General features: G+C 62.4%; 26 protein-coding genes and 1 riboswitch. Of the genes, 17 read left to right on the forward strand and 9 right to left on the reverse strand.

Annotated elements, in window-relative coordinates; genetic code table 11:
* Positions 1 to 481 precede the first annotated feature (481 nt).
* Positions 482 to 1,546, forward strand: a complete 1,065-nt coding sequence (locus tag LY284_RS11990) for a glycosyltransferase family 4 protein (protein ID WP_014190190.1) — start codon at positions 482 to 484, stop codon at positions 1,544 to 1,546.
* Between the two features lie 18 nt (positions 1,547 to 1,564).
* Here LY284_RS11990 and LY284_RS11995 read toward each other — a convergent pair whose 3' ends face one another.
* Complete coding sequence (locus tag LY284_RS11995; protein WP_148276030.1) at positions 1,565 to 1,783, reverse strand: hypothetical protein; 219 nt, start codon at positions 1,781 to 1,783, stop codon at positions 1,565 to 1,567.
* Between the two features lie 21 nt (positions 1,784 to 1,804).
* Between LY284_RS11995 and aqpZ the strand changes: the two genes are divergently transcribed.
* Both aqpZ and LY284_RS12005 read left to right on the forward strand, forming a co-directional pair.
* Positions 1,805 to 2,503 carry an aquaporin Z gene (gene aqpZ, locus LY284_RS12000; RefSeq protein WP_014190189.1) on the forward strand — a complete coding sequence of 233 codons (699 nt, stop codon included), beginning with the start codon at positions 1,805 to 1,807 and terminating at the stop codon, positions 2,501 to 2,503.
* A gap of 330 nt (positions 2,504 to 2,833) precedes the next feature.
* A complete protein-coding gene (locus LY284_RS12005) occupies positions 2,834 to 3,124 on the forward strand; it encodes a hypothetical protein (RefSeq protein WP_041730071.1) in 291 nt (96 codons plus the stop codon).
* 55 nt (positions 3,125 to 3,179) lie between these two features.
* On the opposite strand, the gene LY284_RS12010 is transcribed toward LY284_RS12005, so the two are convergent.
* Positions 3,180 to 4,016: a Cof-type HAD-IIB family hydrolase gene (locus tag LY284_RS12010; RefSeq protein WP_014190188.1), complete on the reverse strand. Its 837-nt coding sequence runs from the start codon at positions 4,014 to 4,016 to the stop codon at positions 3,180 to 3,182.
* A 33-nt stretch (positions 4,017 to 4,049) separates the two neighbouring features.
* Positions 4,050 to 4,967, reverse strand: a complete 918-nt coding sequence (locus LY284_RS12015; RefSeq protein ID WP_014190187.1) for a BadF/BadG/BcrA/BcrD ATPase family protein — start codon at positions 4,965 to 4,967, stop codon at positions 4,050 to 4,052.
* 111 nt (positions 4,968 to 5,078) lie between these two features.
* On the opposite strand from LY284_RS12015, the gene LY284_RS12020 reads away from it, so the two are divergent.
* The 3 genes from LY284_RS12020 (at position 5,079) to LY284_RS12030 (ending at position 6,974) form a co-directional block, all read left to right on the forward strand.
* On the forward strand, positions 5,079 to 5,684 hold the full coding sequence (locus LY284_RS12020) for a DNA-3-methyladenine glycosylase I (RefSeq protein ID WP_233386287.1): 606 nt from the start codon (positions 5,079 to 5,081) through the stop codon (positions 5,682 to 5,684).
* 468 nt (positions 5,685 to 6,152) lie between these two features.
* On the forward strand, positions 6,153 to 6,578 hold the full coding sequence (locus tag LY284_RS12025) for a hypothetical protein (RefSeq protein ID WP_014190185.1): 426 nt from the start codon (positions 6,153 to 6,155) through the stop codon (positions 6,576 to 6,578).
* An 18-nt stretch (positions 6,579 to 6,596) separates the two neighbouring features.
* The gene (locus tag LY284_RS12030) at positions 6,597 to 6,974 is read left to right on the forward strand and encodes a hypothetical protein (RefSeq protein ID WP_014190184.1); all 378 of its coding nucleotides are present in this window, start codon (positions 6,597 to 6,599) and stop codon (positions 6,972 to 6,974) included.
* Between the two features lie 108 nt (positions 6,975 to 7,082).
* On the opposite strand, the gene rpsU is transcribed toward LY284_RS12030, so the two are convergent.
* Both rpsU and LY284_RS12040 read right to left on the reverse strand, forming a co-directional pair.
* Positions 7,083 to 7,295: a 30S ribosomal protein S21 gene (rpsU, locus tag LY284_RS12035; protein ID WP_008351904.1), complete on the reverse strand. Its 213-nt coding sequence runs from the start codon at positions 7,293 to 7,295 to the stop codon at positions 7,083 to 7,085.
* Between the two features lie 362 nt (positions 7,296 to 7,657).
* Positions 7,658 to 8,608: an aldo/keto reductase gene (locus LY284_RS12040; RefSeq protein WP_014190183.1), complete on the reverse strand. Its 951-nt coding sequence runs from the start codon at positions 8,606 to 8,608 to the stop codon at positions 7,658 to 7,660.
* Positions 8,609 to 8,851: 243 nt separating this feature from the next.
* On the opposite strand from LY284_RS12040, the gene LY284_RS12045 reads away from it, so the two are divergent.
* The 8 genes from LY284_RS12045 to LY284_RS12080 all read left to right on the forward strand — a co-directional run bounded on the left by LY284_RS12045 (position 8,852) and on the right by LY284_RS12080 (position 16,377).
* Positions 8,852 to 9,970 (forward strand): flagellin, encoded by a 1,119-nt coding sequence (locus tag LY284_RS12045; RefSeq protein WP_014190182.1) that lies wholly within the window; start codon positions 8,852 to 8,854, stop codon positions 9,968 to 9,970.
* A gap of 183 nt (positions 9,971 to 10,153) precedes the next feature.
* Complete coding sequence (gene fliD, locus LY284_RS12050; RefSeq protein ID WP_014190181.1) at positions 10,154 to 11,692, forward strand: flagellar filament capping protein FliD; 1,539 nt, start codon at positions 10,154 to 10,156, stop codon at positions 11,690 to 11,692.
* A 12-nt stretch (positions 11,693 to 11,704) separates the two neighbouring features.
* On the forward strand, positions 11,705 to 12,004 hold the full coding sequence (locus tag LY284_RS12055) for a hypothetical protein (RefSeq protein ID WP_014190180.1): 300 nt from the start codon (positions 11,705 to 11,707) through the stop codon (positions 12,002 to 12,004).
* 215 nt (positions 12,005 to 12,219) lie between these two features.
* Entirely contained in the window at positions 12,220 to 13,365 is a 1,146-nt protein-coding gene (gene vioA / locus LY284_RS12060) for a dTDP-4-amino-4,6-dideoxy-D-glucose aminotransferase VioA (protein ID WP_014190179.1), read from the forward strand.
* Between the two features lie 2 nt (positions 13,366 to 13,367).
* Positions 13,368 to 14,066 carry a WbqC family protein gene (locus tag LY284_RS12065; protein WP_014190178.1) on the forward strand — a complete coding sequence of 233 codons (699 nt, stop codon included), beginning with the start codon at positions 13,368 to 13,370 and terminating at the stop codon, positions 14,064 to 14,066.
* On the forward strand, positions 14,063 to 15,046 hold the full coding sequence (locus LY284_RS12070; protein WP_233386289.1) for a hypothetical protein: 984 nt from the start codon (positions 14,063 to 14,065) through the stop codon (positions 15,044 to 15,046). Before LY284_RS12065 ends, LY284_RS12070 begins: the two co-directional genes overlap by 4 nt.
* Complete coding sequence (locus tag LY284_RS12075; protein ID WP_014190176.1) at positions 15,043 to 15,594, forward strand: GNAT family N-acetyltransferase; 552 nt, start codon at positions 15,043 to 15,045, stop codon at positions 15,592 to 15,594. Before LY284_RS12070 ends, LY284_RS12075 begins: the two co-directional genes overlap by 4 nt.
* A 3-nt stretch (positions 15,595 to 15,597) precedes the next feature.
* Positions 15,598 to 16,377 (forward strand): phytanoyl-CoA dioxygenase family protein, encoded by a 780-nt coding sequence (locus tag LY284_RS12080; RefSeq protein ID WP_014190175.1) that lies wholly within the window; start codon positions 15,598 to 15,600, stop codon positions 16,375 to 16,377.
* 99 nt (positions 16,378 to 16,476) lie between these two features.
* Here LY284_RS12080 and LY284_RS12085 read toward each other — a convergent pair whose 3' ends face one another.
* The 3 genes from LY284_RS12085 to LY284_RS12095 all read right to left on the reverse strand — a co-directional run bounded on the left by LY284_RS12085 (position 16,477) and on the right by LY284_RS12095 (position 20,119).
* Positions 16,477 to 18,780: a tetratricopeptide repeat protein gene (locus LY284_RS12085; protein ID WP_014190174.1), complete on the reverse strand. Its 2,304-nt coding sequence runs from the start codon at positions 18,778 to 18,780 to the stop codon at positions 16,477 to 16,479.
* 98 nt (positions 18,781 to 18,878) lie between these two features.
* Positions 18,879 to 19,082: a hypothetical protein gene (locus LY284_RS12090; protein ID WP_148276029.1), complete on the reverse strand. Its 204-nt coding sequence runs from the start codon at positions 19,080 to 19,082 to the stop codon at positions 18,879 to 18,881.
* A gap of 26 nt (positions 19,083 to 19,108) precedes the next feature.
* On the reverse strand, positions 19,109 to 20,119 hold the full coding sequence (locus LY284_RS12095) for a sodium:calcium antiporter (RefSeq protein ID WP_014190173.1): 1,011 nt from the start codon (positions 20,117 to 20,119) through the stop codon (positions 19,109 to 19,111).
* 89 nt (positions 20,120 to 20,208) lie between these two features.
* A riboswitch (yybP-ykoY riboswitch) is annotated at positions 20,209 to 20,386 on the reverse strand.
* 180 nt (positions 20,387 to 20,566) lie between these two features.
* On the opposite strand from LY284_RS12095, the gene LY284_RS12100 reads away from it, so the two are divergent.
* Entirely contained in the window at positions 20,567 to 22,162 is a 1,596-nt protein-coding gene (locus tag LY284_RS12100; protein ID WP_041730884.1) for an ABC transporter substrate-binding protein, read from the forward strand.
* 4 nt (positions 22,163 to 22,166) lie between these two features.
* Here LY284_RS12100 and LY284_RS12105 read toward each other — a convergent pair whose 3' ends face one another.
* Positions 22,167 to 23,240, reverse strand: coding sequence for an MBL fold metallo-hydrolase (locus LY284_RS12105; RefSeq protein ID WP_014190171.1), 1,074 nt, complete (start codon positions 23,238 to 23,240; stop codon positions 22,167 to 22,169).
* Positions 23,241 to 23,344: 104 nt separating this feature from the next.
* On the opposite strand from LY284_RS12105, the gene LY284_RS12110 reads away from it, so the two are divergent.
* Together LY284_RS12110 and aceK are read left to right on the forward strand one after the other, a co-directional pair.
* Positions 23,345 to 23,767 (forward strand): MerR family DNA-binding transcriptional regulator, encoded by a 423-nt coding sequence (locus LY284_RS12110; protein ID WP_014190170.1) that lies wholly within the window; start codon positions 23,345 to 23,347, stop codon positions 23,765 to 23,767.
* A 33-nt stretch (positions 23,768 to 23,800) separates the two neighbouring features.
* Positions 23,801 to 25,603, forward strand: coding sequence for a bifunctional isocitrate dehydrogenase kinase/phosphatase (gene aceK, locus LY284_RS12115; protein WP_014190169.1), 1,803 nt, complete (start codon positions 23,801 to 23,803; stop codon positions 25,601 to 25,603).
* Positions 25,604 to 25,610 lie beyond the last annotated feature (7 nt).

The following is a 25,610-nucleotide window of genomic DNA, read 5'->3' on the forward strand; positions in this document are numbered from 1 at the left end:
GGCGCGCCTGTCGGACAAAGCTTCCGACGCGGCGACGGACATTCGCGAAGTTTGAAGTAAGAAAAATTCCTACATCCGAGAATTCTTCGATTTCGGCCGGTTCATGATTATCGGCGCGTATTTGTCTGACTTAATGGCTTACTGCGTATTTGCATTGGAGGCCGGGTTCGAAACTTGCTGACTAGTGCGCTGCGGCTGCTTCAAAGCACCAGACTCGTCTCTATCATCCTCATCGGTGCAATTTCTGACTTCGTAACAGCACATGTTTCGCGCTGTAACAACGATAAGCGATTGAAAAATGACGTGAAATGCCGCTCTCGATCCCGATAATGGGCAGTAAGGGATAACCCGGTCGCGATGTTTTCTTCATTTCCGGGCCGATCTCGGGCGGCGTCATACCACACGCGGCCCGCCCGAATGGCATGTGTTGAGCGCTCGACCGGAGCGTGACTGCGATGCCCAACAAAAGGAGAGTCACGTTATGCGAATCGCACAAATTGCACCGTTGCACGAAGCAGTACCTCCCAAGTTTTACGGCGGCACTGAACGCGTCGTGTCGTATCTGACGGACGCGCTGGTCGACCTCGGCCACGATGTAACCTTGTTCGCGAGCGGCGATTCGCAAACCAAGGCGACGCTCGAAGCGGCCTGGCCGCGCGCCTTGCGTCTGGACCCGACCATCCGCGACGCCCTGGCGCCGCACATGCTGCTGCTCGAAAACGTCCGCCGCCGCGCGCACGAATTCGACGTGCTGCACTTCCACCTCGATTACATGCCGTTTCCGCTGTTCACGCAGTTGGACACGCCCTTCGTGACGACGCTGCACGGACGTCTCGACCTGCCGGAACTGCAGCCGATCTTCAACACGTTCACGAAGGCGAACGTGGTCTCGATTTCGGACAATCAACGCGGCCCGCTGCCGCAGGCGAACTGGCTGAACACCGTTTATCACGGTCTGCCGGACGAACTACTGACGCCGCAGCCGCACAAGAAGCCGGAATATCTGGCGTTCCTCGGCCGCATCTGCCCGGAAAAGCGTGCGGATCTCGCGATCAAGATCGCCGCGCAAAGCGGTTTGCCACTGAAGATCGCCGCCAAGGTGGACAAGGTCGATCAGGAATATTTCAAGTCGACGATCGAGCCGCTGCTTTCGCAGGCGCACGTGGAGTTCATCGGCGAGATCAACGAGGCGCAGAAGCCGGAATTCCTCTCGGGCGCGAAGGCGCTGCTCTTCCCGATCGACTGGAACGAGCCGTTCGGCCTCGTGATGATCGAGGCGATGGCCTGCGGCACGCCGGTCATCGCGTTCAACCGCGGTTCGGTGCCGGAAGTCATCGACCATGGCGTGACGGGCTTCATCTGCGAGGACGTGCAAGGCGCGGTCGGCGCGCTGCAACGCCTCGACGAACTCTCGCGCACGGAAATCCGCGCGCAGTTCGAGCGCCGCTTCAGCGCGCAGACGATGGCTCAGAATTACGTCGAAAGCTATACCGCGCTGCTCCAGGCCGCGAAGCGTCCGGTGCTGCGTCAGGTTGCGGTGGGCTAACCGCACCCGCTTTCTGATTCAAGCCGCATGGAATGCCGCCCGCTTGCCGGGCGGCATTTTTTTTGTGCGCGCCGTACGCGTTTTTATCCTCCGACAAGGAGCAATCCGAAGATTCAGCTCAAAGCCCGTGAATTGAGAACCGATCGACCATTTTTGACAGTTTGCAAAAGAGACCGCGCTTAAACTCCGCTGCGCAAAGCGCACTCCGCGTTCTTGTTTTAAATCAACGGTTTTCATCCTTTTCACGTGGGCAGGATCATGCAATTGTCGAAGCGTCTTGGCGCAGAACTATTCGGTACTTTCTGGCTCGTGCTGGGCGGCTGCGGAAGCGCCGTTCTCGCCGCGGCCTTTCCTCAACTCGGCATCGGCTTCGCGGGCGTTGCCCTGGCGTTCGGCCTCACCGTGCTGACGATGGCTTACGCCATCGGTCACGTTTCCGGCTGCCACCTGAATCCGGCCGTCAGCATCGGTCTGGCGACCGCTGGCCGCTTCCCGGTGCGCGATCTCGTGCCGTACATCGCCGCTCAGGTGATCGGCGCGACACTCGGCGCGTGGGTCATTTATCTGATCGCGACAGGCAATCCGAGCTTCGACTTCGCGACGAGCGGTTTCGCCGCGAACGGCTTCGGCGCGCACTCGCCGGGCCATTTCTCGATGCTCGCGGGTCTGATCTGCGAAGTCGCCATGACGTTCTTCTTCCTGTTCGTGATTCTCGGCGCCACCGACGAGCGCGCGCCGAAGGGCTTCGCGCCGCTCGCAATCGGCCTGTGCCTGACGCTCATCCATCTGATCTCGATTCCCGTCACCAATACGTCGGTGAATCCGGCGCGTTCGTCGAGCCAGGCGTTCTTCGTCGGCGGCTGGGCGCTGGATCAGTTGTGGCTCTTCTGGATCGCACCGATCATCGGCGCGATTCTCGCGGGCGTGCTTTATCCGTCGCTCACGCGTCAGAAGTAAGCGAAATCAGCAGCAAGGAAAACGGGCGCGCCATGCGCCCGTTTTTGTTTTTGCGCCACACCGCGCCGCGGATTGATTAAACGCGCGCGACAAATGTAATGCCGAATTACGCAGCATGCTTATTAATTGCTGCGAGACGCCTATCCGCATGCGGCGGCGGCGCGTGCGAAGCCCCACCAGGCAAGGCTTCCAGCGATTTTTGCTTTAGAAATCCGCTCTCTCCGTCCCTTACGCCGCCCTTGCACACCGTAACAAGTCGTCGAAGCGTGTAAGACGGCGGGCGCTTACATTGGACTCATGCGACACACGTCGCCCTAAAGGAGAAAGACAATGAAGCGCATCGTCACCCATATGCTCGTCGCGACCGGCCTTGCAATCGGTGCTGTCGGAGCGGCTCAGGCCCATAGCGATCTGCACATCGGCGTCAATCTCGGCGCGCCCGCTTATGTCGCGCCGGCTCCGGTGTATGTGCGCCCCGCTGCGCCGGTCTACCGCGGCGCGCCGTACTATCGTCATGAAGCGCCGCGCTGGCATGGCCGCTACGGCCACGACAACGGCCGCTGGAACCGCGCGGGCTGGAACCACGGCGGCTACGGCAACAACTGGGCGCATCGCGGATAAATGACAACGGGCCGCTCGCGCAGGCGGGCGGCCCGTTGCATTCGACGATCGACGCTCAGTCGGGGGTCTGTCCCGGCGACGCGAGTTCGTCGCGAATGCCGAACAGCTTGCGCAACTGATGCGCCACGCCCGCCTCGAAGTTGTTCCCGACGCGCGGCACGTTTGGCAGACGTTTCATGAGATCGGGGTTGGCGTTGTTCATCATGAACGGATGCCCGGCGGTTTCGAGCAGGTCGATGTCGTTCATGTTGTCGCCGAACGCGACGCACTGCGCGACATCCACGTCGAGCCGCTCCAGCACGAAGCGCAGCGCCCGTCCCTTCGATACGTCCGACGTCATGACTTCCAGGCAGTCCGGCAGCGAATAGGTCACATAGAGCGAGTCGCCGAACTCGCGCTCGAGATTCGCGGCGGTGGCCTTCAAATCCGCCGGATCGCCGATATACAGCACCTTCGCGATGTTTTCACCATCATGCTCGCGCAGATCCATTACCTCGTACTTGAAGCCCGAATCCTGGTGAAAGACCAGCAGTTCGGGCGCGTGACGGTCGATGAGCCATGCGTCGTCGGCGAACAGGTTGACGATGACGCGCTCGCTGCCCGCGAGTTCGGGCTGCACGAGGCGGCGCACGGCGTCGGGGTCGAGGTTGCGCGAGTAGATGCGCTCGTCGCCGGGCGCATGCACGCGTGCGCCGTTGGACGTGATGAGATATGCGTCGACGCCGAGCACGTCGCGGATGCCGGCGACATCCCGATGATGCCGGCCCGTCGCGATGACGATCGGCACGCCGCGCGCCGACAGCGTGCGCACGGTTTCAGCCGTGAAGGGATCGAGCTGGTGGTCGCTGTTGAGGAGCGTCCCGTCGAGATCTGTAGCGATGACCGAGTACATGACAGCCTTTGTGATGCCGCAAAGCTCGCTATTTTATCGCGGCGGATCGCCGGGGACCGCCGACGCGGCCGCCGCGCGGCGCGCCAGTTCGAGCGCGCCCGCAGCCGAATCGGCGCGCGCAGCCCGCACGCGCTCGCGCAACGCGGCCGGCACGAACGGTTCGTAAGGCACGGCGAGCCCGCCGCACAGCGCGACGGGCAGCGCGCCCGCGGGGTCGAGCGCCGCGACCAGCCGCTCGATCTCGAATCCCGCGCGCTTGAGCAGCCGCGCCGCGACCGGATGACCGCGAAACTCGAACAGCGTGGGCGCAAGCGTCGCGTAGGCGGTCTGATTCGCGTTGCAAAGCCAGACGACGAGACTGTCACGATCCGTCGCGCCCGTCAGCGCGAGCAGCGCGCGCGACCAGCCGTCTTCCTGCGCGCGGCCGTCGAGCACGCGTTGCAGGTGGACCACGGCGCGCAAGCCGAGCCATGCGCCGCTGGCCTCGTCGCCGCTCGGGAAACCGTAGCCGCCCGCGATGCGGCACTCGCCCTTCTCGTCCAGCGACGCCGCGATGCTGCCCGTGCCGAGCGCCACGATCACGCCGGCTTCGCCGCCATGCGCGCCAAGCACGGTCGTGTAGGCGTCGCTTTTCACGCTCAGCGCGCGCACCGCTGGCGCCGCCGCGAGAAATGCCGCGAGCCAGTCCGCGTTGTTGACGCCCGCGAGCCCGCAGCCGAGCGCGCAGTGGCGCCAGTCGAAGGGCCGTGCGGCGGCGTCGAACGCACGCCGGCACGCGTCCTCGATGGCTTGCCACGCGAGCGACACGCCGAGCCCGAGGCCGGACGGACCGCCGCTCGCACGCGCGAGTTCGTTGCCTTGCGCGTCGGCCAGAATCACGCGCGTACCGCTTCCGCCGCCGTCGATGCCGAGCAGCAAACCTTGAGTTGCCGAATGGGTGTTTGGAGTCATGGCCGCAAGCTTACCGGCGCGCGCGACGCCCGCCAATTAGCCGAACGGACGAGGTGGCGCGGCGCGGGCATTCCGTTATGCTCACGCGATCGAAAATAACGAGGACTCGCGATGGCCGACCATGATCCAATCCGCTGCGCCTGGGCAACCACCGACGCGATGATTCAGTACCACGATCACGAATGGGGCGTGCCCTCGCGCGACGACCGGCACCTGTTCGAGATGCTGATACTGGAAGGCGCGCAGGCCGGCCTTTCCTGGTCGACGATTCTCAACAAGCGCGAAGGTTATCGTGCGCTCTTCGCGGGCTTCGATATCGACAAAGTGGCGCGCTTCACCGAAAAGGACATCGAGCGAATCGTGCTGGACGCGCGCATCGTGCGCAACCGGGCGAAGATCGCATCGGCCGTGCTCAATGCGCGCGCCGTGCAGCAGATCCAGCAGGAACACGGCTCGTTCGCGGACTTCGTCTGGTCGTTCGTCGGCGGCGCGCCCATCGACACCCCGCGCGACGCGAACAATCCCACGCCAGCGTCCACGCCCGAATCCGATGCCATGAGCCGCGCGCTCAAGAAGTACGGCTGCAAGTTTATCGGCACGACCATTTGCTACGCCTTCATGCAGGCGACGGGCATGGTCAACGACCACGCCGTTGGTTGCATATCGCGAGGAAAACCTAAGACGAAACGCAAGGCTGTCGCGAAATCCTCACATTGAAGGTATCCCTAAGGAGGGGATTTTTGCTTTTCGACAACATCCGTGAGTGCAAAACGCGAAAATAAGGGTATATCCCGATAGAACGGGTTTTTATTGCAGTGAAGCACGCCCGAAGCCGCGAATTGCAAGGGTTTCAGGCCGGTTTTCCGCACTGCACGAACGTGCGGCTCGTGTAAAAATGGCGTCCTCGCGTGCGCTGGCGCACCTTTTTACCGGGCCGAACCGTTATAACTGGCGGTGTACGGATCGTTCACTGAGTGTTAGAGAATCCGACGCGAGCACATCGGGCGATGTGGGGACCTCACGCCCAGGCCGGGAAAACCGTCGTGCTCGAAGCAGTGTCCGGGCGGCAAAAGCGTCGATCAAGGTTGCGCCACATTCGCAACGACGCCGCCGCTCCGGAGAAGCAAGCGCAGGTTCTCGAACTCAAACGCATGGCCGCTGCGCAGGGGCGCAGGGGAGAAGATCATGAAAAGCCTGAACTTCCTGACCCATCAGGAGATTTTCAATAGCGCTGTACAGCATCTCTTCGTGCAAGGGCAAGCGGTCTTGCTGCCGCGCGGCGGCGGCGCGTATCGCGGCTACTGCGGCGGCTGTCCTGTCGGCAGTTTCATCAAGCCGCGCGACTATGTCACGGCGATGGAAGGCGTGCCCATCCGCTACATCGCGAAACCGCCCGAGCAGATTCCGGCGTACATGGATGTCGGCGTCGCGGCGCTCAGGCGCGCGCTGCTGCGTTCGCGCATCAATGTGTTCGATCCCAATACCGTCGAATTGCTTTCCTGCCTGCAGAACGTGCACGACGTGTTCGGCAAGTGGGAGTGGCGCGAGCGGCTTACGTCGATCGCGCGTCAGTTCGGGCTGTCCGCCGAACTTTTGAAAACGGCTGCTTGAGTTATTGCAGGTGCTGTGATGTTGAGCCCCATTACGATGTTGAGCCCGAAAGCCATCTACGAGCGCGTCAGCGAACATTTGCTGACGCAGCGCGCGGTGTCGGAAGACGACAACGGTTCCTGCCGGCTGCGCAGTCCGGAAGGCCGCAAGTGCGCGATCGGTTCGCTGGTGCGCGACGACGTGTATCGGCCGGAACTGGAAGGCGTCGGGATTTCCTACTATCGGCATGCGCAGGACGGCACGCTGCTGCGGGCGCTCTATGCGTCGCAGGTGAACGCTTACGATCCGAACATCATCGATCTGCTGATCGAACTGGAAGAAGTTCACGACTACGCCGATATCGACGAGTGGCCCGAACTGCTCGCGGCGCTCGGCAAGCGTCACGCGTTTGTCTGACCCACACGCGATTTTGCGCGATCAAAACAAAACGGCGGTGCGCCCTCACGGGTCGCACCGCCGTTTTGCCGTCCGGCGCGAGGAACGACGCCTCGCGGGACACGATGCTTAGTGCATCTTCTTCGGCAGCATCTGGCTGCGCAGGCGCTTGCGCAGACGCGCGACGGCGGCTGCCTTCTTGCGCTTGCGCTCGGTGGTCGGCTTTTCGTACGACTGGCGCTCGCGCAGTTCGGCGATCAGGCCATTGCGCTCGATGGTGCGGCGGAAACGCCGAATCGCGACATCGAACGGCTCGTTTTCTTTGAGGACGATAGTGGTCATGTAAATCCTGTTTGCTAAACGTATTTCTAAGCGCGCGACGACGAAACGCGCCGCGCCCCGGCACTCCGATCGTCCGCCGGATACGACATGCGCGGCGGACACGAGCAAAGCGGCCACGGAGGCCGGAAAAGAGAGAGTTTGAGATTCGGCCGCGGGAGCGGCGTGCGCCTTCGAAGAAGGACTTGAAAGCGCATTTCTGAGCCGTTCGCCGCCGCGTTTGTCATGACGTTGTCATTCTTGGCGGAGAAGGCAGGAAATCGGGCACATTTCTCGATTCGGGCGCGATGTTACCAGAACGCCGCGCCGCTGCCAACTATCATGCGTGCGCCCAACTCATTGATGCGGCAGATTTATTTCCGCCTTCACGTCTGCCAGGCGCTGGCCTGGTCGAGCAGTTCGATGTCTTCCGCGGCAAGCTGAAGGCGCGTCGCGGCGGCGAGGCTTTCGAGCTGCTGCACCGAGGTCGCGCTCGCGATCGGCGCCGTCACGCTCGGGCGCGCGATCATCCACGCGAGCGCGACGGTTGCCGGCGTCGTGCCATTGCGCTTCGCCACTTCGTCGAGCGCATCGAGAATCTTAAAGCCGCGCGGGTTCAGATACTTCTCGACGCGCGAGCCGCGCGCCTTGTGCTGCGTATCGGCCTTCGACCGGTACTTGCCCGACAAGAAACCGCTCGCGAGCGCGTAATACGGCACGACGGCAATCTCGTGCTGCGCGGCCACGGGTTCGAGATCGGTTTCGTAGCCTTCGCGATCGTAGAGGTTGTATTCCGGCTGAAGGATCTGATACGCCGGCAGGCCCGAGTCCTTCGCGACCTTCAGCGCCTCGCCGAGCCGCTCGCCCGTGTAGTTCGATGCGCCGATCACTCTCACCTTTCCCGCCTGCACGAGCTTCAGATATGCGCCGAGGGTTTCGTCGAGCGGCGTGTTCGCGTCGTCGTAATGGGAGAAGTAGACGTCGATGTAATCGGTTTTGAGGCGCCGCAGCGAGTCGTCCACCGCCGCCGCGATATTCGCCGCGGTAAGGCCCGCGCGCGTGGAGAGCTTGCCCACCTTGGTCGCGAGCACGACCTTGTGCCGCTTGCCGCTGTCCCTGAACCACTTGCCGATGATCGTCTCCGATTCGCCGCCCCGATGCCCGTCGACCCAGGCGGAATACACGTCCGCGGTGTCGATGAAATCGAGGCCGTGATCGACGAACGCGTCGAGGATCGAGAACGACGTGCGCTCGTCGGCGGTCCAGCCGAACACGTTGCCGCCGAAGACGAGCGGCGCAACTTTCAGGTCCGATGTGCCGATATTGCGTGTCTGCATGGGTGCTCCGGGTGCGCGAAAGAACGGACCGAAAAGCATACGCGCGAAACGCGAGCCTTGCCGGCCGGGGCCGCGAAGGCTTACGAAGTCATTCATTACACAAATCGTTTGCGAAGGCCTTAAGTTTTTTTCGAGGGGCCCGATAACCACAAGTAGGCGGCCGGCTATCACCGAGCGCAGGACCGCCAGGCAACACTCGGTGCCAAAGCCTAAGCCAGACAAAGTCTCCCAGGAGAGCAAAAAATGATCGGTATCAATAGCAACATCAACTCGCTGGTTGCCCAGCAGAACCTCAACGGCACGCAAAACGCACTGTCGTCGGCCATCACCCGCCTGTCGTCGGGCAAGCGTGTCAACAGCGGCGCGGACGACGCAGCCGGCCTGGCCATCGCCACCCGCATGACGGCTCAGATCAACGGTCTGAACCAAGGCGTGTCGAACGCGAACGACGGCGTGTCGCTCGTTCAGACGGCAAACAGCGGCCTGTCGCAAATCGCTGACAACCTGCAACGTATTCGTCAGTTGGCCGTGCAGGCTTCGAGCGGCTCGCTGTCGGCGTCGGACCAGTCCGCGCTGCAACAGGAAGTGAGCCAGCGTATCAGCGAAATCAACCGCGTTTCCTCGCAAACGACGTTCAACGGCAAGAGCCTGCTCGACGGCTCGGCTGGCAGCCTGTCGTTCCAGGTTGGCGCGAACGTCGGTCAGAGCATTTCTGTCGATCTGTCGACGGCCAACGTCTCGGCAGGCGCGATCGGCACCCCGGGCAAGGGCGCCACGCTCGGCACCATCGACGGTCTGTCGCTGGATTCGAGCGGCGCGTACACGTCCACCGGCGCGACCATCACCTCGGTGACGGTCAAGGCCGACGGCAGCGGCGGCTTCACCTACGAGGACAACACCGGCGCAGCGTTCACCGGCACGAATCTGTTCACGGCGGCAACGGCTGGCGGCTTCACGCTCAAGGGCGCGGCGTTCAGCGGCGGCACGGCGCCGACGACGGGCGCGCAAGTTACGGAACTGGCTTCGCTGAACACGGCGTCGAACGTGCCTTCCGTCAACGCCATCGACGTGTCGGCAACCGGCGGCGCGGCAGCGGCGATCTACTCGGTCGATAACGCACTCGCCACGATCAACACGCTGCAAGCAAGCCTCGGCGCAACGCAAAACCGCTTCTCGTCGGTCGCGTCGGCTCAGTCGGCGCAGGCGACGAACCTGTCGTCGGCTCAGTCGCAGATCATGGATGCGAACTTCGCGCAGGAAACGGCGAATCTGAGCAAGGCGCAAGTGCTGCAACAAGCGGGTATCTCGGTTCTGGCGCAAGCGAACTCGATGCCGCAGCAAGTGCTGAAGCTCCTCGGCTAAGCCACGACGCACGTGCAGTAGCCGGCGCGCGAACCCAGCGGAACGCGCGCCGGGCATCAAGAAACATCGCGGCAAAGAAGCAAGTCAGCGCACCGGGAGCTCGTCTCCCGGTTCGCGTTTTCGGAAAACCTGCGTTTTCCGCCCAATTTCTGACGATCGCCAGACGAAACGAACGGAGTACACATGACCACCGTAGCCACGACCTCCTCATCGGGCGCCGCTGTCGATCCGAACAGCGCCCTGCAGCAGGCCGCGCAGTCGATCATCAGCGGTTCGACCAACTCGACGGTGGACGTGAACTCGCTCGTCTCGGCGCTCGTCAATGCGAAGGTCGCCGGTCAGGTCGACGCGCTCAACACCAAGAAAACGGCCGACACCACGCAGCTCACCGCGGTCGGCTCGCTCAAATCCGTGCTCTCGCTCTTGCAGAGCTCGCTCTCGAAACTCGCCGACGGCACGACGATGTCCGCCTTCACCGCGACCACGAACGGCAAGGGCTTAACCGCCACCGCCGGCAAGGGCGCCGTCGCGGGCAGCTATGCGGTCAACGTGACGAACGTCGCGTCGGCGCAATCGCTGACTTCCGGCGTCTTTTCGACGACGGACAAGCTCGGCTCGGGAACGATGACCATCAAGGTCGGCGACAAGTCGAGCACGATCACGCTCGACGACAGCAACAACACGCTTTCGGGCATCGCATCGGCGATCAATTCGGCGTCCGACAACCCGGGCGTCACGGCGACGATCGTCACCGGCACGGACGGCGCGCACCTCGTGCTGCGCTCCGCGTCGACGGGACTCGACAACGCCATCAACGTGGATGTCGCGCCGGACGCGAGTTCGGGCAGCTCGCCCATCAACAAGCTCGCGGTTCACTCCTCGACCACGACGACGGATGTCGATCCGAACAACCCGCTGAACACCATCTCGGTGCCGGAACATACGGTCATCGACGGCGCGAATGGCTGGGCGCAGTCGGCGGCGGGCGTGGACGCGCATCTGACGGTCGCGGGCACGCCGGTGTCGAGCGCATCGAACACGATCAAAGGCTCGATCACCGGCATCGACATGACGCTCACCGCGGATTCGGTCGGGACCACGCAAACGCTGACCATCGGTCAGGACGTGACCGGCCAGAAGACCACGATCGAAGCGTTCGTCACGGCGTACAACAATTTCATCACCACGGCGGCGTCGCTCACGTCGTTCGACGCGACGGCCACCTCGCAAGGCGCGCTGCTCGGCGACTCGATGATGAACACGATCAAGAACACGATCTCGAGCACGGTCAGCAAGGGCATCGGCAGCGGGGCGAACAAGGTGAACCTCGCGTCGATCGGCATTGCGCTGCAACCGGACGGCACGCTGAAAACCGACGAAGACGCGCTGACCGACGCCCTCACCAGCAATACCAACGCGGTGGCTTCGCTGTTCAACACGACCGACGGCGTCGCCGCGCAACTGAACAACAGCCTGACGTCGTTTCTCGCGACGGGCGGTCTCATCGACGCCCGCACGACGGCGCTCAACAAGGACCTCACCAGCATCGGCGATCAGCAGACGGCGCTGACCACGTACACGCAGCAACTGACGACGCAGTACAACGATCAGTTCACGGCGCTCAACACGCTGATGTCGCAGATGGCGACGCAGGCGAGCTATCTGACCGCGCTCTTCGGCGGCACGAACAGCGCGGGCGCGCTGGCCACCAACAAGTCGTAAGGAAGAGGACTCATGGAACAGCATGAAATCGTTCAGCGCGCCTGGGCGCTCACGGAGGCCGTGGAAACGGCGGTCGGCGCGCAGGACTGGCTGAAGGCCGCCGAGCTTGCGCAGGCCCGCACGCCGCTCGTCATGGCGATCGAAAAGGATCAGTCGGCGGAGGCGCTCGCCGTCATCCGCCGGATTCAGGCGAGCATCGAATCGATGATGGGCCGCGCGGAAGCCGCGCAATCGCTGCTCGGAACGGGCTATCGGCGCGCGATGGATCAGGCTCAGGCCGCCGGACGATATCAGCAGGCCGCGCGGTTCTGATCCGCGCCTGAACGGGCCGGAGCGCTTCGGCCCCGCTGCACTTCTTCCCTCTCGGGCTGCCTTTCGGCGGCCCGTTTTCATTCGCTCCCCCGCTCGTCTTCACACCGCGCCGCAAGCCTTGAATTGGCGGGTATTTGGCCGCCACATCGCCGCATTGGACACGCGGGATGCATCTCATAATTCTGATCAATTGCAGAAGCGTGAGCCCACCTATCATGACCGCCAGCCTTCCCTTTGAATCCGTCGCCGAGTTGGTCGATGAGCGTCTGTACGTCACCCAGCCGCATCTTCCGCCGCTCAACGAGTTCCTTCCGTATCTGGAGGAAATCTGGTCGAGCAAGGTGCTGACCAACGGCGGGCCGTTTCATCAGCAGCTCGAGAAAGCGCTGTGCGACTATCTCGGCGTGAAATACCTCTCGCTGTTCGCGAACGGCACGCTCGCGCTCGTCACGGCGCTGCAGGCGCACCGCATCACCGGCGAAGTCATCACGACGCCGTATTCGTTCGTCGCGACCGCGCATTCCTTGCTCTGGAACGGCATCAAGCCGGTTTTCGTCGATATCGATCCGAAGACCCTGAACCTCGATCCGAAGCGCATCGAAGAAGCGATCACGCCGCAGACCACGGCCATCATGCCGGTGCATTGTTATGGCCACCCGTGCGACGTGGAGGCGATTCAAAAGATCGCCGACAACTACAACCTGAAAGTGATCTACGACTCGGCGCACGCATTCGGCGTGCAGACCGACGCCGGCAGCGTGCTGCAATACGGCGACATGGCCGTCCTCAGCTTTCATGCGACGAAGGTCTTCAACACGTTCGAAGGCGGCGCGATCGTATGCCCCGACGCCAAGACGAAGCAGCGCATCGACCATCTCAAAAACTTCGGCTTCGTGGATGAAGTCACGGTCGTGGCGCCCGGCATCAACGGCAAGATGAGCGAAGTGAACGCGGCGTTCGGCCTGCTGCAGCTTCAATATATCGATGAGGCGCTGGCCGCGCGCAAGCGCATCGACGCGAGTTATCGCGAACTGCTGAGCGGCGTGCCGGGCATTCGATGCCTCAGCGACGCGGGCGAAGCCGTCTCCAACTATTCCTATTTCCCGATTCTGGTCGAGTCCGGCTTCCCGCTGACGCGCGACGCGCTGTATCAGAAGTTCCGCGACCGCGAAGTCATGGTTCGCCGCTATTTCTACCCGCTGATCTCGGATTTCCCGATGTATCGCGGCCTGCCGTCCGCGCATCGCGACAATCTGCCGGTCGCGGCAAAGGCGTCTTCCAGCGTGTTGTGCCTGCCGATCTACCCCGGACTGTCCGATGCCAACATCGGCAGAATCGTCGATATCATCAAGGATTGCTGACCATGAGGCTGGCTATCATGCAGCCTTATTTTTTCCCGTATATCGGCTATTTTCAGCTCGTGGCTGCCGTCGACCGCTTCGTTTTCTATGACGACGTCAACTTCATCAAGAACGGCTGGATCAACCGCAATCGCGTGCTCGACGGCGAGCGCAACCGTTATGTGACCGTGCCGCTGTCGGGCGCGAGTCCGTCGCTGAAGATCAGGGACATTGCCGTGCAGCCGCGAGAAATCTGGCTGCGCAAGATGCTCGAATCGATCCGGCACGCGTATGCGAAAGCGCCGCATTATGCGGCCGTCAGCGCGTTGATCGAGCAGTGCCTCTCGGCGCCTGTCGCGCAGATTTCGGCGCTTGCTTCGCGGTCGGTCGTCGATGTCTGTCACTACCTCGATATCGATACGGCGTTCGTCCCCAGCTCGACGCAGTTCGGCAACTCGGAACTCAAGGGCGCGAATCGCGTGCTGGATATTTGCGCGAAGGAGCGCGCCGGGATTTATGTGAATCTCCCGGGCGGCCGCGATCTTTATGATGACGCCACGTTCCGCTCGAACGGCGTCGAACTGGCGTTCGTCGAACCGAATCTGAGCACGTATGCGCAGTTCGATCATGCGTTTCAGCCTGGCTTGTCCATTCTCGATGTCCTCATGTTCAATAGCAAAGACCGGGTCAGAGCCATGCTTTCGGTAGAGGCTCGTTCGTGAACGCCGCTCCGATGCCGCGCGCGGTCGGCGGATATTTTGAACTGGAACTGCCGCCCACCCGATCCTTCCTGCATGACAACGCGCTGCGCTTTCAGTCGTCGCGCGCCGCGTTTCTCGCGCTCGTGCGTTCGCTGCGTCCGAAAGCCGTATGGATGCCCTGGTTCATGTGCGACGCGATGCTGGAGCCGCTGCGCATGGCGCGCATACCGGTGAAACGGTACGCGATCGATCGGAACATGCGCCCGCAACCCGTCGATCTGGCGCCAGGCGAATGGCTCGTCTACGTGAATTATTTCGGGCTATGCGATCGTCAGGTCGACGACGTGCTCGACCGCTTTCCGCGCGACCGCGTCGTGATCGACAACGCACAGGCGCTGTTCGCGCAGCCTCGCGATTGCCTCGCGACGATCTACTCGCCGCGCAAATTCGTCGGCGTGCCCGACGGCGGCCTGCTCGTGACGCGCGAGCGCATCGACATGCCCGAGGCGAGCGATCGATCATCGATACAACGCTGTGAGCACCTTCTGCGCCGTATCGCGGACGATGCCGAGCCCGGCTACGCCGCCTACGCCGCCGCCGAAAAAAGCCTCAGGCATCAGGAGCCGCTGCGCATGTCGGACCTCACGCAGCGCATGCTCGGCGGCATCGATTTCGATGCTGTGCGTTCGCGGCGCGTCGCGAATTTCAACTATCTGCACGAACGGCTGCAAACGCACAATCGCTCCGCGCTGCACTTCGAGCGCGAGCGCGCTGTTCCGCTTTGCTATCCCTTCTTCGGCGCGCCGGCCGCATTGCGCGATCGCTTGCGGCAACAGCGCATCTACACGCCCACGTATTGGCCCGATGTCACGGAAGCGAAAGACGCGCCCGAATTCGAGCGCGCCATTGCCGCATCCGCGATTTTTCTGCCTTGCGATCAACGGCTCACGCCTCGCGAACTTGAGCCGATCATGCAACGTGTTCTGGAGCAGCTCACATGAGCAAAGACGGTATTTTCCTGCGAGAACTTGAGCGCGGCGATCTTTCCACCATTAATGCGTGGCGCGCCGACCGGTCGCTCGTGAGTCTTCTTGGCGGAAACTTCCGCCATGTCGGCCGTGAAATCGACGACAAATGGTTCGACGCTTACCTCGGCTCGCGCGCCAATAACGTGCGGCTCGCCGTCTGCATAGCGAGTTCGGGCGCGCTCATCGGTGTGACGTATCTGCTTGGCATCGACTGGCTCAACCGAAGCGCCGAATTTTCGATACAGATCGGCGCGGAATCCGCGCGCGGCCGGGGAATGGGCGAAGCCGCGGCGCGCTCGATACTCGCGCATGCGTTCACCGACCTCAATCTGCATCGCGTTTCTCTGGACGTGCTGGAAGGCAATGCGCGCGCAATCGCCCTCTACGAGAAGCTGGGCTTTCGCACCGAAGGCCTGCACAGACAAGCCGTTTTCAAAGACGGCCAGTACCTCAATGTCGTTTCCATGGCTCTGCTTTCCACCGATTTCGCCGAGCCATCTTCCGCGCCCGTTGGCGATTAAACAATGAATATCAACGAAGTGGACGCTGCCCTTGCCGCGCAAGGCTGGGCAGTCCTGCCGAACATCGTTCGCGCAGACTTGATCGATTCGCTGGTTGCGGCGCTGCCTTCGTCGCTCGAGCGGCGCAACCAGATCAGGCAGCGCAACGGTGTGCTCGACAACACCACCGGCACGCTGCATCACCTGTTGATGGACGATGAATGCTATGTCGGCCTGCTCGACGCGCTTTCCGTCGTCGAGCCGATTCTCAAGCAGTACTTCGGCGGAAACTTCATCCTCAACTCATACGGCGGCGTGGTCAACGAACACGATTCCCGCTCGTATGTGCACCAGGTTCATCGCGACATTCGTTTCGGTTCGGATCATCGGCGTTTCATGCTGAATATTCTCGTGATGCTCGACGACTTCACGCCGGAAAACGGCGCGACCCATCTTCTGTCGCACTCGCAGAATGTGCAGGAAAAGCCGGACGACGAATCGTTCTACAAGGAATCGTCGCGCGCCACGGGCCCGCGCGGTTCGGTTCTCATGTTCGATTCGCGTCTGTGGCACGCCACGGGACGCAATGTGACGCATCTCCCGCGACGCGCGCTGACGCTCACCTTCACGAGCCCGTTCTTCAAGCCGCAGCTCGATTACGCGCGGCAGTTCGGTTATTCGAATATCGACACGTGCAATGGCTGGATGCGTCAGGTGCTGGGTTTCAACGCTCGCGTGCCGGAATCGCTCGACGAATTCTATGTGCCGGTCGAGCAGCGTTTCTATCAGCGCGGGCAAGACTAGCCATTCGTGAAATGCCGTTCGGATTAGCTGAACGGCATTTGCAAAGAGTAAGGCCGTTCTCTCTACCACGAGAACGGCCTTTCTTTTTGATTCAAACCATCACGCGCCGGGCGCCGTCGAGACATCGATATGCGAGACCGGCTGCCCCTCGCACCATCGCTGCCACATGGTTCTGAACGCACGCGCGACCCCTTGCGCAACGACATCCGGCTGGAAGGCCGCCGACTGAATGCAGCGCTCGCGCAGCCCAAGGCGCAGTTCGTTCAGCGCCGGAAGATCGCTGACGATGGACAACGCCGACTGCACGAAATCATCCTTGTCCTTCGTGACGAAAGACTCGAGACCGACGTGAGACAGCCAGGTCGTGGCGCCGCGGCTGACGAGCGAATTGCCGGCCATCGTGAGGGTCGGCACGCCCATCCAGAGTGCGTTGAGGGTCGTGGTCGATGCGGAGAACGGGAAGGCGTCCAGACACAGATCGACTTGATGGTGCTGCTGAAGATAAACCGCCGTCGCCGACCGCGGCACGAACATCAGCCGGTCTCGCGAAATGCCTTGCTTCGCGAATTGGTCCGCGTAGTGCGCCTCGTCGCTTCGGTCGCCTTCCCTGCGAATGGCGCCGATCAGCATCTTCGATGACGGCATGGCGTGCAGAATCTTCGCCCACAGCGCGATGACTTCGGGGCGCACCTTGTTGATCCGGTTGAAGCTGCCGAAGGTCACGTAGCCGTTATGCAACGCAGGCAGGATATTGACCGGCGGGCAGTTTTCCGGCGCGATGAAAGGCGCGATCGCCGGAAGATGCACGAGCGCTTCGCGGAACTGCTCGGAGGCGAGTTCGAACGGCGCGCAGAAACGGTCGGCAAAGTAATAGTCCATTGCCGCGAGTCCGGTCGTGGCCGGATAACCGATCCACGTCGCCTGCACGGGCGCGGGCTTGCGCACGAAGGTGAGCAACCGGTTGCGGCCGGTGTGACCCGACAGATCGACCAGAATATCGATGCCGTCCGCCTGAATGGTGCTCGCGAGCCGATCGTCGGACAGTCTCGCCACGCGCCGCCATTGCGACGCGCAGCTTTGCAGGCGCTGAGTGTGCGCGTCCTCGACGGTGTGGTTCTGGTAGACGACGATTTGGAGGCTCGGATCGTTCGCCAGGCTCTTCAACACGGGCAGCACGTAAGACGTGACCGCGTGATTGAAGAGGTCGCCCGAGACGAATCCGATCCGCAATGTCCGGTCCGTCGACCGGTCGATATTCGGGTTCAGCGGCACTCTTTCGATCGATGCCTCATGGCGCTCCGCGAATCTAAGATGCTCCATGTACAGCGACTTCTGATCGATATCGATCCGATGCACCAGGCTGAACAAGAGATTGCTGTGCGACGCGACGTCGTCGGCGTTCAGATCGACGGCATTGCGCAAGCACTCGGCCGCTTCGTTCATGCGGCCCGCTTCGAGCATCAGCATGCCGAGCGTGCCGTGCGTCGCGGGCGAAGTCGGCGCCAGCTCGATGGCCCGCCGGCAGGACGCCGCGGCTTCTTCGAATTTGCCGATGCCCGCCAGCGCGATGCCCAGAAGACGGTGCGCTTCGGCAACATCCGCTCGCGCTTCGATGATGGAGCGGCATTCCACTTCCGCCGCGGCGTGCTGTTGCAGCACGACGAGCGTATCGGCGAGCAGGACGCGCGTCTGAATATCGTCGGGAATCAGTTCGACGGACTTGCGCAGCGGCGCGACCGAATCGGCATGCCGGCCGTCGCGATTGAGCGCGACGCCCAGACAGCGCCAGCTCGCCCCGTCCAGCGCATAACGCTGCGTCAGCGTCTGCGCGATCTTGGCCGCATCCTTGAAATTGCCCTTGTTGAAAGCCTGCGTAAAGCGATTGATATCCTGCGACGACGGACGGCGAACGCCCTTCATGCCCGCCTTGTTCGGCTTCGATTCCGTGACCGGCGCGCTCGCCGGCTGCGCGGCGCGCGCCAGCGTGAGAACGGGCGCGCCCGTCATCCGTTGAATCAGATGCTCGGCCATCGGCCCGTTCAGCCCGTGCTTCTGGCCGATTTCGAACGCGATCCATGCCGCCTTGTCCTGCTTGTCCTCGATCAGCGCGTTGATATAGGCGAACCAGTAGTGACTGTTCTGCGGCATCGCGCCGATGCAGGCTTCGAAATGGGGCAATGCCTTGGACGGATTTCTCGTCTCGATGTACAGCGTCCCGAGATGAAAGCTCGTGTCCGGCTGGCCGGGCACCGCTTCGAGGATCGTCTGGTAAAGCGTTTCGGCGTCGCTGAATTCGCCGTTCTGGCGGTGCTGTTGCGCCGCTTCCAGAATGACGACGACATCCTGCTGGAATTGTTGTTCAGGCGTCGCGGCTTCCGCGCGCGGCAGATCGAGGCTGTTCATGGTGTGCTTGAGTTACCCGGAGCGTCCGCGCGAGTCGTCGCACGGCCTTCCCGAGTTCATTGAGCGGCAGCATTGCCGGTATCGGGCGAATTATCCGATCAGCGGCGCGGTTTCAAAGCGCGGAGATAAGGCGGGAAACCGCCCCAGTTTCGGCAAATGACGCTGCCTGCGGAAGCCCAAGGCGAGATCATGCGGCGCGTGTCTAAAGTTTTCTTTCTCCGCGCCGATAAACCAGCAAAGAACAACAACGCGCCGATCTGTCGGCGCGCTGCTTCGCTCTCAATGCCCGTTTCGACGGGCATTCTTCTTTCCAGCTTTCGGCGCGGCTTCAGCGCGTCAGGGTCAGCACGAGATACGCGCAGTACAGCACGCCATTCCCCAGCAGCGCCCACAGCACGACCCCATTCGCCTTCGCATTGCACCTGAGCCACGCCGCCGCCGCGAGCGTGATCAGCACGCCCGTCAGCACTTCGATGCGCGGCTCCCACGGCGTCAGCATGATGCCGATCGCCGGCAGCAGCGTCCCCTGAAAGACCATCGCGCCGGTAATGTTGCCGAACGCGAGCGTGTCCTTCCCCCTTCGCGCCCAGAGAATGCTGTTCACCTTCTCCGGCAGCTCGGTCGCAATCGGAATGATGATGAGCGACAGCAACAACGCCGAAATGCCCAGCGCCTGCGACACGCCCTCGACCCCGTGAATGAAGCCCTTCGCGCCGCCCACGAGCAGCGCGATACCCACCACGAACTGCAACATGATCGAGCCGAACGACGTCCGCAATCCGAGCCGCGACGCAAACAGCGCCTCGGGCGCTTCCGTGCCGTGCCCGCCCTCGACGAGCTGCGCCGAGGCCCTGAACGTCGCAATCACATACACGATGTAAAGCGCGACGAGACCGACCGCAAACATCGCGCGCACCTGCCACGCATGATGCGGCACGAACATCGCGGCGCAGGCGATCAGAAACGCGATCAGGAAAAAGTTGAGATCGCGCACGAAGCCGCTGCGCTCCGGCATGATCCGGCCGTGCAAGCCGCGCGACTTGAGAATCGCGACCGTCATCAGGCAGGTGGAAAGCGTGGCGAGCATGAGCGGCGCGCCGAGGATCGCGCCGACGCCGATTTCCTCGTTGACCGCACGGCTGGGCGTGCCGCCGAGCAACGCGATGATCGGCACGGTCGTCTCCGGCAAGGCCGTGCCGACCGCCGCGAACAGCGATCCGGTCACGCCTTCGGATATGCCGAGCCGCTCGCCGAGATGTTCGAGCGCGTTCGTGAAAAGCTCCGACGCGATCAGAATGATCACGAGCATGAGCGCAAGTTCGATAAAGAGCATCGTCATGCGGCGCCTCGCATCGAAAAAAGCGATGGGCGCGCAGGCGTGCGCGAACGACAGGAATGTTGTAGTTGTGGGGACACGGATGATTCCACGGCCGGACGTCGAGCGAACCACGATGCGCCACGCGCCGTCCGGCCAAGAACGACGTTGCGCATCGATGGTCTCGCCAAACCGGTCCGGTCGAACGCGCCACGGCAGCAGAGCCGAGGATGTTGACGCGTTCTCCTTCGCACGCGAAGGAAGGCTACTCCCCAAAGACGGCGCAAGTTTAGCCCGATGCGCCTCGTTTCGGCAAGCCGCGCGGGTGCGATTCGCGCGTCGCATAAGCGTATGCCGATCGAATCGTTGTCGCGGACGGATGCATTCGCTACCCTAGCCGCGCCGGGCGCGCCGCTTGCTGCGCATGCGCCACTTTATCCACGAACAAGAATGAAGATCACGGGAGATCTCATGCGTTTGAAAATTCTCGCCACGGCGACAGCGCTTGCATGCCTCGCCGCGCCGATGCTGGCGATGTCCAAGCCGCTCACGGTCTGCACCGAATCGAGCCCGGACGGCTTCGATGTCGTGCAGTTCAATTCGCTCGTGACGACGAACGCCTCCGCGGACGTCGTCTTCAACACGCTCGTCTCCTACGACGAAGCCGCGAAGAAAGTCGCGCCCTCGCTCGCCGAAAAGTGGGACGTGAGCGCCGACGGCCTGACTTACACCTTCCATCTGCGTCCGAACGTTCAGTTCCAGACGACCGACTACTTCAAGCCGACGCGGCCGCTTTCCGCCGACGATGTCGTCTTCACGTTCGAACGCATGCTGTCCGACAGCAATCCGTGGCACAAGATCGCGGGCGCGAGCGGCTTTCCGCACGCGCAGTCGATGGGCCTCGTGAAGCTCATCAAGGCCGTGACGAAAGTCGATGACCGCACCGTGAAATTCGAGCTGAACGAGCCGAACGCGACCTTCGTGCCGATCCTCACGATGGGCTTCGCATCGATCTACTCATCGGAATACGCGGACAAGCTGCTGAAGGCGAACCAGCAAACCGATCTGAACAGCAAGCCGATCGGCACCGGTCCGTTCGTGCTCAAGAGCTACACGAAGGATTCGATCATTCGCTACGACGTCAATCCGTCGTACTGGGGCACGAAACCGAAGGTCGATCGCCTGATCTACGCGATCACGCCCGATGCCGCCGTGCGCGCGCAGAAGATCAAGGCGGGCGAATGCCAGATTGCGCTGTCGCCGAAGCCGCAGGACGTCATCGACGCGAAGAAGGACACGTCGCTGAAAGTCAGCGAAGCGCCCGCGTTCATGACGGCGTTCGTCGCGCTCAACACGCAAAAGAAGCCGCTCGACAATCCGAAGGTGCGTCAGGCGATCAACATGGCGTTCGATCGCACGACGTATATGAAGACCGTGTTCGACAACACGGGCACGGCCGCCGTGAATCCGTACCCGCCGAATACGTGGAGCTACGACAAGAACATCGCGGCGTACAAGTATTCCGCGAATGACGCGAAGAAGCTGCTCGCCGACGCGGGCTTTCCAAATGGCTTCGACACGACCATCTGGGTGCGTCCGAACGGCAGCGTGCTCAATCCCAATCCGAAGGCCGGCGCGGAGTTGCTGCAGGCCGATCTCGCGAAGATCGGCGTGAAGGCGCAGGTGAAGATCATCGAATGGGGCGAGCTGATCAAAGAGGCGAAGCAAGGTCAGCACGACATGCTGTTCATGGGCTGGGCCGGCGACAACGGCGACCCGGACAACTACATGTCGCCGCTCTTCAGTTGCAACGCGGTGAAGTCGGGCATCAACTTCGCGCGCTTTTGCGATCCGCAACTCGACAAGCTCATTGCCGACGGCAAGGCCACCGCGGATGTCGCGCAACGCACGAAGGCGTATGTCGATGCACAGAAGATCATCCACGATCAGGCGCTGTGGATTCCGCTCGTGTATCCGACAGCGGCCGCGCTTACGCGTGCGAACGTCAGCGGCTATAGCGTGAGTCCGTTCGGGCGCGTGAACTTCGGCGGCGTGTCGGTTCAGTGAGCGATCAGGCCGGCGAGAAGCGGATCACGCCGTCATCGCCGGTCTTGCGCTTGAAGGTTCCATCGAGCCAGAGCAGATTCAGATGCGCGAGCGCTTCGCCGAGCGCGAACGTCATCTGATGAATGTCGAGCTTGCGCTTGAACATGATCGGCACGATATCGGCGGCGCTGCACGGTTGCTGCGCGCACGCCTCACGCACCTCCGCCAGCCGCGCGCGATGATGTTCCCGCAGTTGCCCGATGCGCGTCGCGACGCCGCGAAACGGCTTGCCGTGCGAGGGCAGCGCGAGCGTATCGGCGGGCATCGTTTCGTAGCGGCCGAGCGATTCCAGATAGAGCGCGAGCGGATTGCCTTCCGGCTCGACCGCGAACACGGAGACGTTCGTCGAGATGCGCGGCAGAACCATGTCGCCGGAAATCAGCAGTTTGTCCGCGGCAGAGAACAGCGCGGTGTGTTCCGGTGAGTGTCCGTAACCCGTCACCACTTCCCAGTCGCGCGCCCCGATCCGGATGACATCGCCGTTGCGGATACGCCGGTACTCCGCGGGAATCGACGGCACGAGCGTCGGGTAGTAGCTGTCCCGGCCGCGCAAGGCATCGAGCGAGGCTTCGTCCGTCAGACCGTGCGCCGCGAAATGCGCCGCCGCGCGCGCGCCGCCCGCGTTGGAGCCGTCGCCCGCGGCCATCACGCGGCCCATCGCGTATTCGCCGAGCGAAATCCACAGGCGCACGTTCCAGCGCGCCTTGTCGCCGCCCTTGCACAGCCAGTCCGCCAGCCCGAGATGATCCGGATGGCAATGCGTGACGATCACGCGCAGCACCGGCAGGCCGTCGAGCGCGGTATCGAACACGCGCTCCCAGTTCGCGCGGATGCTCTCGCTCGAAATGCCGCAATCGACGATGGTCCAGCCCTTTTCGCCGTCGATTTCATCGCGCAGCAGCCAGAGATTGATGTGATCGAGCGCGAACGGCAGGGGCATGCGCAGCCAGAACACGCCCGGCGCCACTTCCCTGACGCCGCCGGATTCGGGCAATGCATCGGCGAAAACATAGTCGAGCTGGTGTTCGAGTGCGTTCATTCGGTGCCGTCTCCGGGTTTGCGCCGCGTTGCAATTTGGCTAAGTTGACGATAACGTAAACGTCCATTCTAACGTTGCGCGCGTTTTTGCGCTGTCCGCCCGCGATGACTCAACCGACGCACTATACGATCACCGAACTGGCGCGCGAATTCGACATCACGCCGCGGGCGATTCGCTTTTACGAAGATCAGGGCCTGCTCGCGCCGAAACGCGAAGGCTCGAACGGCCTGCGGCGCGTGTATTCGCCGCGCGACCGCACGCGTCTGAAGCTCACGCTGCGCGGCAAGCGCCTGGGCTTCACGCTGTCGGAGATTCGCACGCTGCTCGATCTCTACGATTCGCCCACGGGCACCGCGACGCAGCTTCAGGCGTTCGTCGATACGATCGCGGCGCATCGCGAAGTGCTGACGCGCCAGCTCGAAGACCTCAACACGACGCTCGCCGAGCTCGCCGCCTACGAGGAACAGGGCCGCGCGCTGCTCGCTTCGGGCGCCGACAAGCGCACGCGCAAGCCGAAAGCCGCGTGATCCGACGCCGTTACGAAGCGCAGGGCCGACGACATGAATCACTTTCCCAAGCTGCTCTCGTCGCAAATCGGCTTCGATGTCGCGAAGACGATACTCGAAGGCTTCGAGCACCACTACCGCGTGTTCCGCGAGGCGGCGATCGAGGCGAAGACGCTGTTCGAGCGCGCACAATGGCACGCGGTGCAGCAGCTTGCGCGCGACCGCATCACGTCGTATGACGATCGCGTCGCGGAGTGCGTGGCGCTGCTCGAAGACGAATACGACGCCGAGAATATCGACGACGACGTCTGGCAGCAGATCAAGCTGCATTACATCGGCTTGCTGACGACGCACCGCCAGCCGGAATGCGCCGAAACGTTCTTCAACTCGGTGTGTTGCAAGATCCTGCACCGTTCGTATTTCAACAACGATTTCATTTTCGTGCGGCCGGCGATCTCGACCGAATACATCGAGAACGACGAGCCCGCCGCGAAGCCCACGTATCGCGCGTATTACCCGGAGCGCGACGGCCTCGCCGCGACGCTGGAACGCATCGTCACCAATTTTCAGCTGGAGCCGCATTTCGAGGATCTGCCGCGCGACGTGCAATGCGTGATGCAGGCGTTGCAAGACGAGTTCGGCAATCTCACGCCCGCGCCGAATTTCCAGATTCACGTGCTGTCGTCGCTGTTCTTTCGCAACAAGGCGGCGTATGTTGTCGGGCGCATCATCAACGGCGACGCGCTTCTGCCTTTCGCCATCGCGATCCGGCACACGTCGCCCGGCCTGCTCGCGCTCGATACCGTGCTGCTGACGCGCGAGCAGGTGCTCATCATCTTCAGCTTCTCGCACTCGTATTTTCTCGTCGATATGGAAGTGCCGTCGGCGTTCGTGCAGTTCCTCGCGACCATCATGCCGCGCAAGCCGAAGGCGGAAATCTATACGTCGGTGGGTTTGCAGAAGCAGGGCAAGAACGATTTCTATCGCGACCTGCTGCATCATCTGTCGCATTCGAGCGATAAGTTCATCGTCGCGCCGGGCATCAAGGGCCTCGTGATGATCGTCTTCACGCTGCCTTCGTTTCCGTATGTGTTCAAGCTCATCAAGGACGCGTTCCCGCCGCCGAAGGAAACCACGCGCCAGAAGATTCAGGACAAGTATCAGCTCGTGAAGCGGCATGACCGGCTGGGCCGCATGGCCGATACGCTCGAATATTCGAGCGTCGCGCTGCCCGTCGCGCGTCTCGACGACGCGCTCATCCGCGAACTCGAAAACGAAGCGCCCTCGATGATCGAATACGAAGGCGAGAATCTCGTCATCGGGCACGTGTATATCGAGCGCCGCTTGCTGCCGCTCAACCTCTTCCTGCAAAACGCGAGCGCCGACGAAATCGATCACGGCATCAAAGAGTATGGCGATGCGATCAAGCAGCTGATTCAGGCGAACATCTTTCCCGGCGACATGCTGTACAAGAACTTCGGCGTGACGCGCCACGGCCGCGTGGTGTTCTACGACTACGATGAAATCGAGTACCTGACCGATTGCAACGTGCGCCGCGTCCCGCCGCCGCGCTTCGAGGAAGACGAGATGTCCGGCGAACCGTGGTATACCGTCGGGCCGCACGATATCTTTCCCGAAACGTACGGCACGTTTTTGCTCGGCGATCCGCGCGTGCGCGAGGCGTTCATGCGCCATCACGCGGATTTCTTCGACCCCGCGCTCTGGCAGCATCACAAGGAACAACTGCAGCGCGGCGAACTCGCCGATTTCTTTCCCTATGACCGGGAAGTCCGATTCTGCATCCGTTATCCGGAGCGCTTCGAACTGCCCGGCCGACCGGACGCGCGCGCCGCCTGAGCGCGTG

The sequence above is a fragment of the Caballeronia sp. PC1 genome (assembly GCF_021353155.1).
Taxonomy (GTDB): domain Bacteria; phylum Pseudomonadota; class Gammaproteobacteria; order Burkholderiales; family Burkholderiaceae; genus Caballeronia; species Caballeronia cordobensis.